The organism is uncultured Brachyspira sp., from assembly GCF_944390595.1.
Classification (GTDB): domain Bacteria; phylum Spirochaetota; class Brachyspiria; order Brachyspirales; family Brachyspiraceae; genus Brachyspira.
Genome location: NZ_CALXRN010000169.1, coordinates 1 through 6,841, shown reverse-complemented (window position 1 = coordinate 6,841; position 6,841 = coordinate 1). Strand labels below are relative to the sequence as shown.

Genomic DNA, 6,841 nt, shown 5'->3' with positions numbered 1-6,841 from the left:
TATAGCTATAAAGCAAATAATTTTTATTGTGTTTTTTATCATTTTACAAACAACCTATTTTTTATAATTTTTTTTTATTATTTATCAAGTAATCAACTACATTATAATAATTATAAAAAACTACATTCAAATAAAAACATATCACATTTATCATTAACTGCAATTTCCTTTTCAAAAGAAGAAAAAGTTTTAACTTGAGTAAATCCAACTTCTTCTAAATACTGCTCCATTTCACCATATTTATAAAGGTGCGTCTGAAAATCCATAAACTCACTTTGAATCAATTCAGTATTATTATACATTTCATAAATTGATGGTGAGAACTGAGTTTGAGTTTGTTCTTCATAATAATTTTTTGATTTAAGTACTATTTTAAAATTTTCTTTTGTTTTGACGGATACAGCAATATTATAATCATTATCATCTATACATCTATTTTTTATCGTATCAACTGCAAAAACAAATTTACCTGTTTTTAAAAGCCATTCCTTTATTCTTATTAAAATTTGTTTGCAAATATCAATATCTGTAAACAATGATACTGAACCTGAACTAATAAATATATAATCAAATTTTTCTTTCGGATCATATTTCATAATATCAGTATGAACCATTTTTGCATCATGAAATTTTAATTTTAGTTTTTTCAGCATTTCATTAGACATATCTATTCCTGTTATGTCAAACCCTCTTTCTATAAATGGAATAAGAAATCTTCCGCTTCCGCATAAAGGTTCTAAAATCTTTTTACCTTTTTCAGCATAAGATAAATAAAAGTTTAATTCATCTTCAGGGGCTCTTTCATGCAGTATCTCATACATTTCAGTACAAAGGCTGCCGTAATAGTTTTTTCTAACTTCACTCATTTTTATAACTCCTAAAATTGGAAATATATAAATTGCTTAGGATCAAATCCTGCACCATATTTTCCATATATTATAATAAAGAATAGTAAGAAAAATATTACTGCCCATCTAAAATACAAGCATTGATTTTTTAAAAATTCATAAATAGTTTCTTTTTTTATATATTTTATCAAATCAACTAAAAAAAGCACTATCAAAGATATTATAAGTATATTCATTTCAAAACGGTCTAATCCGAGCTTGTATAATGAACCGTCAAATATACGCCATAAATCTATTCTAGTAAACATTCTCTCTATATAATAGAAAGCATCATGTATAGTTTCAGCTCTGAAAAATATCCAAGCTAAATCTACTATTATAAATGTGATAATCACTTCAAGGAGTTTAAAACTAAAACTTTGTACTTTTACTCCAAATTTATTTAAAACATTATTTCTAAATTTTGATGTAATATCTTCTACTAAATAGCATATACCATGAATAGCACCCCAAGCTATAAAAGTAAAATTAGCTCCATGCCAAAGTCCGCTTACTAAAAATGTTATTAATATATTAAAACTTCTTCTAATTTTTGAACATCTGTTTCCGCCCAAAGGTATATAAAGATAATCTCTAAACCAAGTAGATAATGATATATGCCATCTGCCCCAAAACTCTTTTATACTTCTAGCAAAATAAGGAGTATTGAAATTTTCCATTAAATCTATACCCATAACTTTTGCTGTTCCTATTGCTATAAGAGAGTAGCTAGCAAAATCACAGTATATCTGAACAGCAAAAAGTAATGCAGATAATAATAATTCACTTGAATTGTAAATATAATATCTATTAAATACCGTATCAACTAATATAGAGGCTCTGTCTGCTATTACCATTTTCTGAAAATAACCAAAAAGCATTAAAATAAGCCCTTCTGTTATTCTTTGATAATCAAACCTTTTTATTTTATCCATGTTCTGTATTTGACTAAGCAGATGTTTTGAACGTTCAATAGGACCTGCTACTAATTGAGGGAAGAAAGATACAAATAAAGCATATCTAATAATATTTTTTTCCGATTTTATTTCTCCTCTGTAAACATCTATAGTGTAGCTTAATGCCTGGAAAGTATAGAATGATATTCCTACAGGCAGAATAATATCAAAAGGCTTTTCTATTAATTGTATATTTAATGATGATAACACAATATTAATGTTCTGAAGTAAAAAGTCAAAATATTTGAAAAACACAAGTATTGCAATATTTATTATAAAGCTGAAAGCCACAACTATTCTTTTATATTTTAATTTTTCTATTAATATACCGCTTAAAAAAGTTACAACTGTAGAAGTACCCATTAATAATGCATACTTTGGATTCCAAAACATATAAAAGATATAACTTGCTATAAATAAACAAATATATCTTAGTTTTTTTGGAAATATCCAATATAAAATTAATGTTATAGGAAAAAATATCAAAAAATCTGTAGAATTAAATAACATTTATATTACTCATAATAAAATATACATTTATAACTTATGAAATGATTAATTGTAATATGAATTATATAAAAAACTAGTATAAAAATATAATAAAATTGCTATGAATTAGAAATTTAATTTAAAAAAATTATATATATTTTCTTTTGCTATATTTTCTGAAATATCATTTTTTCCATCTATAAGAACAATTACTTCATCGCCTACTTTTAATTTTAACTGTATAAGTCCTATAATTTTTTTTAAATCTTTTAAATTATTTCCTTTTTTTACAGATACATTGCAATTGCTGTCTTTAGCTATTTTGGCAAGTTCGCTTAAAGGTCTTGCATGTATATTGCTTATATTATTAATTATATATTTGAACTCCGTCATAAAATCCTCATTTTATTCTGAATTACTTTTGAGCAAAAAAATCAAATTTTCAAAAGTTTTGTTATCTATTAACTTTTTTACGCTATTTTCATTAAGTAAAAAATTAGTAGTATATTGATAAAATTTTTTCAGATCATCATTATTATTATTTGATACCGAAATCAAAAATACAACCTGAACATTATTCTTCTGCCATAATATAGGCTTATCTAATACAGCAACATATACAAAAGTATCACTTGTGATAACCTCTATTGGATGAGGAATTGCTACAAAATTACCAATATCGGTTTCTGCTAATTTCTCTCTTTTCATAACTAATTCATAAAAATTATCAGGTATATTTTTATATTTTTTTATATTAATACATATATTCTTTATTATCTCTTCTTTTGTATTGCCTTCTATATCAATTGAAAATAGTTCTTCTTGATAATAATCATATATAATATTTTTATTTAAATGTTCAAATGTATTTTTTACATTAATTATATCATCGTTCTTCAAAAAATTGCTTATATAAACTATTGGAATAGGAAGCTTCAAATTGATCGGAACTGTAGAAAATACATAATCAACTTTATTGAAATCAAAATCTTTCAAATCAATTAAATCTGATACATAAATATTTTCTATATAATCATCAAATTCTTTTCTATATTTTATTACTAATAAGTTAGAAGTTGTTTTACCGCTTGCACATACTATTAATATATTTATTTTATTAATACTCTCTCCCATATCTTCCAAACCTATTTGAAAAAGCAATGCTAAATAACCTATCTCATCTTCTGATATATTCTTTTAATATGGTAACACTTTCTGAAGCTAATAAAAATGACAGACTATAATTATTTTTTATATCATTAAGCATAGGATTTTTTTGAAATATATTATACCTTATTCTTATATCTAAAGGCATCATATGCTGATTTAAAAGCAGTATTAAATTAATATTATTTCTTAAATCTATTTTTAAATTTCTGTATATAATTTCAAGCATATCTTTTGTTATATTATAAAATTGATCTTGTATTATAGAGTTATTATTTTTATTTATAGAAAATAAACTTTTGGAAGCTATATGTATTGCTATAAATATAATCTCTGCATCATTGAAATTGATATTAATTTCATTTTGTATTTGCTTTATTAATTCTTTTGATAATTTTATTTCTTCTTTAAGATTTTTAATAATACTTTTATCATAATCATATATTAATTTATTATTATTTATTCTATTTATTGATACATTGATATATTGAATAAAATTTTCTAAATTAATTTCTGAAAATTTTATTTCGTTTTTATTAATAAAATTTATAATTATTTCTATTAATTTACTGCTGATATTATTTTTATACAAAATTTCATTCATATAATTGCATATTATAAAATTTCTGATATCAAATTCATTTCCTATTAATCTAATACCATAATTAGGTCTTCTTTCAAGTTTTATATTATAATATTTAAAATTATATTCTATTAATTTGAGTATATTAGTTAATGTTGTTTTTGATATATCTAATGAATCGCATATATTATCTGCTTTCACATAGTCATTATTTCCTTCTATTAAATATTTAAGAATAATTTTAATTCTATAATCCATATCATTATTAATACTTGAAGTAAAATCTATAGATTTAAAATTATCATAATTATCGCATATTAATTTATAACCATATCTAGGTTTAGATTCTATTTTTATATTAAGTTTTTCTAATTCATAATTAATTTCTCTGACCTTTATTCTAATAGTTTTTTCACTTACATTTAAATGTTTTGATAATTCACCAGCAGTTATGTAGGAATTAGCTGATAATAATGATAATATTTCTTTTATATATTTAATATTCATAAATATAACTTTTTTATATACCAATTTTTCCTAAATTATATACTTTTTCATAAAAACAAAAAGCAAATAAATTTCCATATTAATACTGACATTTTTTTGTTTGAGTTATTTTTATTTAGGATTATCTTTATTCATATATAAATAACAAGTCTGGGAGGGAAAAATGAAGAAGATTTTACTTTTATGTTCTGCTGGTATGTCAACTAGTATGATAGTAAAGAAAATGCAGGACAAGGCAAAAGCTGATAATATTGATGCGGAAATAGAAGCTGCAAGTGTATCAAGGTTTGATGAATTGATAGACAATTATGATATCTTCCTTTTAGGGCCTCAAGTTAAATATTTAAAAACTGATTTAGTAAAAAAAGCTAATTCTAAAGGCAAAGTATTGGATGTTATAGATTTTAAATACTATGGAAAAATGGATGGTGCCAAAATATTGGAATTTGCTTTAGGTTTAACTTTATAATTTTATTAGGAGAACATTATGAATGATAAAATAATAAGCTTTATAGAAAATAACACCTGTTGCAGCTAAATTAGCTAATAATATATATTTGAATGCTATTAAGGATGCATTTATTTATACTATGCCTTTTTTAATAGTAGGATCTTTTGTACTTTTAATATTTAATTTACCTTTTACAGATAAGAGCAATTTTTTATATATGAGTTGGTATGATAATTTTACTAAAACTTTTACAGGAGATTTTATTCAAATATTTAATGTAAGTATGGGCATACTTTCTATATTTGTAGCTTATGGTATAGGTTTTTCTTTGGCAGGATCATATAATTTAAGCACTATTACAGGAGGATTTTTATCTTTATTTGCATTTTTACTTATAGCAGCTAAAGTAAATGCTTTATCAGTTGCTGAAGATTTTGTAAATGTATTTTTTGTAGAAGCAGGAAGCAACATTAATGTATTAGATGCAAGATTTTTAGACGCCAAAGGTATATTTTCTGCTATAATAGGAGGTATAGTATCAATAGAAATTTATAGATTTTTAGTAAGTAAGAAAATGACTATCAGACTTCCTGAATCTGTACCGCCTGCAATAGCAAAATCATTTGAGATAATAATTCCTATAGCTGTTGTTGGCGTATTATTCCAAATAATAAATATAATAATACAGAAAAATATGATGATACTTGTACCTAACTTAATAATGAAGATAATTTCTCCTTTATTATCAATATCTGATAGTTTGCCGTCTGTAATATTGCTTCTTATAGTTATACATATATTATGGTTTGTAGGTATACATGGAGCTAATGTAGTTAATGCTGTAATTACTGCTATAACATTATCAAATTTGGCTTTGAATCAGGCTGCTTTGCAGGCTGGAGAGGCTTTACCTAAAGTAGTTGCCGGTGAGTTTTTTAATGTTTATGTATATATAGGAGGAGCAGGTGCAACATTAGGATTAGCTATAGCTATGGCATTAAGTAAAAATGCACATTTAAAATCCATTGGAAGACTTTCAGTTATACCGGGATTATTTAATATAAATGAACCTATTATGTTTGGTACGCCTGTTGTTATGAATCCTATATTATTTATACCTTTTATAGGAGTTCCAATAATTAATGCTATAATAGCATATACAGTTTTAAAAATAGGTATTGTAGGAAAAATAGTTGCTCTTGTACCTTGGACAACACCTGGTCCATTAGGGGCTTTCCTGTCAACTAATTTAAGTATTCCTGCTATGATTTTGAGTTTACTTTTAGTATTTTTATCATACTTAATATATACTCCTTTTATAAATGCTTATGCAAAAACTTTACCTGATAATGAATAATAAAAAATTGGAGAGTATAAATGAGAGAGTTAGGAATATCAATTTGCCCTTTCCACTCGAAAATGGAAGACAATAAAAAATATATAGATTTAGCTTCTAAGTACGGATTTACAAGATGTTTTATGTGCCTGCTTTCAGTTGATAGATCTAAAGATGAAATAATATATGAATTTTCTACTATTATAAATTATGCCAAAGAAAAGGGAATAAAAACTACTTTGGATATATCGCCTGCTGTATTTAAATATTTAAATATAGATTATAAAGATTTGGACTTTTTCTATAATCTTGGAGCATGGGCTATAAGATTAGATTTAGGCTTTACAGGAAATGAAGAAAGTTTAATGACTTATAATCAATACGATATAAAAATAGAATTGAATATGAGCAATGATACGGATTATCTTGATACTATAATGAAGTATCATCCTAATACAGATAATT

Annotated in this window: 7 protein-coding genes and 1 pseudogene; 3 read left to right on the top strand and 5 right to left on the bottom strand. The window is 24.1% G+C overall.

Features of this window, described 5'->3' with window-relative positions; all coding sequences use genetic code 11:
* Positions 1 to 110: 110 nt before the first annotated feature.
* From Q0J90_RS09900 to Q0J90_RS09880, 5 genes are all read right to left on the bottom strand, one after another.
* A complete protein-coding gene (locus Q0J90_RS09900; protein WP_297277745.1) occupies positions 111 to 866 on the bottom strand; it encodes a bifunctional 2-polyprenyl-6-hydroxyphenol methylase/3-demethylubiquinol 3-O-methyltransferase UbiG in 756 nt (251 codons plus the stop codon).
* 11 nt (positions 867 to 877) lie between these two features.
* A complete protein-coding gene (locus tag Q0J90_RS09895; RefSeq protein WP_367173884.1) occupies positions 878 to 2,353 on the bottom strand; it encodes an MBOAT family protein in 1,476 nt (491 codons plus the stop codon).
* Positions 2,354 to 2,458: 105 nt separating this feature from the next.
* Positions 2,459 to 2,725, bottom strand: coding sequence for an HPr family phosphocarrier protein (locus tag Q0J90_RS09890; RefSeq protein WP_297277743.1), 267 nt, complete (start codon positions 2,723 to 2,725; stop codon positions 2,459 to 2,461).
* 12 nt (positions 2,726 to 2,737) lie between these two features.
* Positions 2,738 to 3,493, bottom strand: coding sequence for a PTS sugar transporter subunit IIA (locus Q0J90_RS09885; protein WP_297277742.1), 756 nt, complete (start codon positions 3,491 to 3,493; stop codon positions 2,738 to 2,740).
* Positions 3,494 to 3,509: 16 nt separating this feature from the next.
* The gene (locus Q0J90_RS09880) at positions 3,510 to 4,589 is read right to left on the bottom strand and encodes a PRD domain-containing protein (protein WP_297277741.1); all 1,080 of its coding nucleotides are present in this window, start codon (positions 4,587 to 4,589) and stop codon (positions 3,510 to 3,512) included.
* A 163-nt stretch (positions 4,590 to 4,752) separates the two neighbouring features.
* Between Q0J90_RS09880 and Q0J90_RS09875 the strand changes: the two genes are divergently transcribed.
* The 3 genes and pseudogenes from Q0J90_RS09875 to Q0J90_RS09865 form a co-directional block, all read left to right on the top strand.
* On the top strand, positions 4,753 to 5,058 hold the full coding sequence (locus Q0J90_RS09875) for a PTS sugar transporter subunit IIB (RefSeq protein WP_297277740.1): 306 nt from the start codon (positions 4,753 to 4,755) through the stop codon (positions 5,056 to 5,058).
* Between the two features lie 18 nt (positions 5,059 to 5,076).
* Positions 5,077 to 6,397, top strand: a pseudogene (locus Q0J90_RS09870) (PTS sugar transporter subunit IIC).
* 20 nt (positions 6,398 to 6,417) lie between these two features.
* Positions 6,418 to 6,841: MupG family TIM beta-alpha barrel fold protein (locus tag Q0J90_RS09865; RefSeq protein WP_297277739.1), on the top strand; the 424-nt coding region annotated here is incomplete at its 3' end.

Coding starts and splice junctions, on each gene's coding strand:
- Q0J90_RS09900 (WP_297277745.1), bottom strand. CDS start 866: ATGAGTGAAGTTAGAAAAAACTATTACGGCAGCCTTTGTACTGAAATG.
- Q0J90_RS09895 (WP_367173884.1), bottom strand. CDS start 2,353: ATGTTATTTAATTCTACAGATTTTTTGATATTTTTTCCTATAACATTA.
- Q0J90_RS09890 (WP_297277743.1), bottom strand. CDS start 2,725: ATGACGGAGTTCAAATATATAATTAATAATATAAGCAATATACATGCA.
- Q0J90_RS09880 (WP_297277741.1), bottom strand. CDS start 4,589: ATGAATATTAAATATATAAAAGAAATATTATCATTATTATCAGCTAAT.
- Q0J90_RS09875 (WP_297277740.1), top strand. CDS start 4,753: ATGAAGAAGATTTTACTTTTATGTTCTGCTGGTATGTCAACTAGTATG.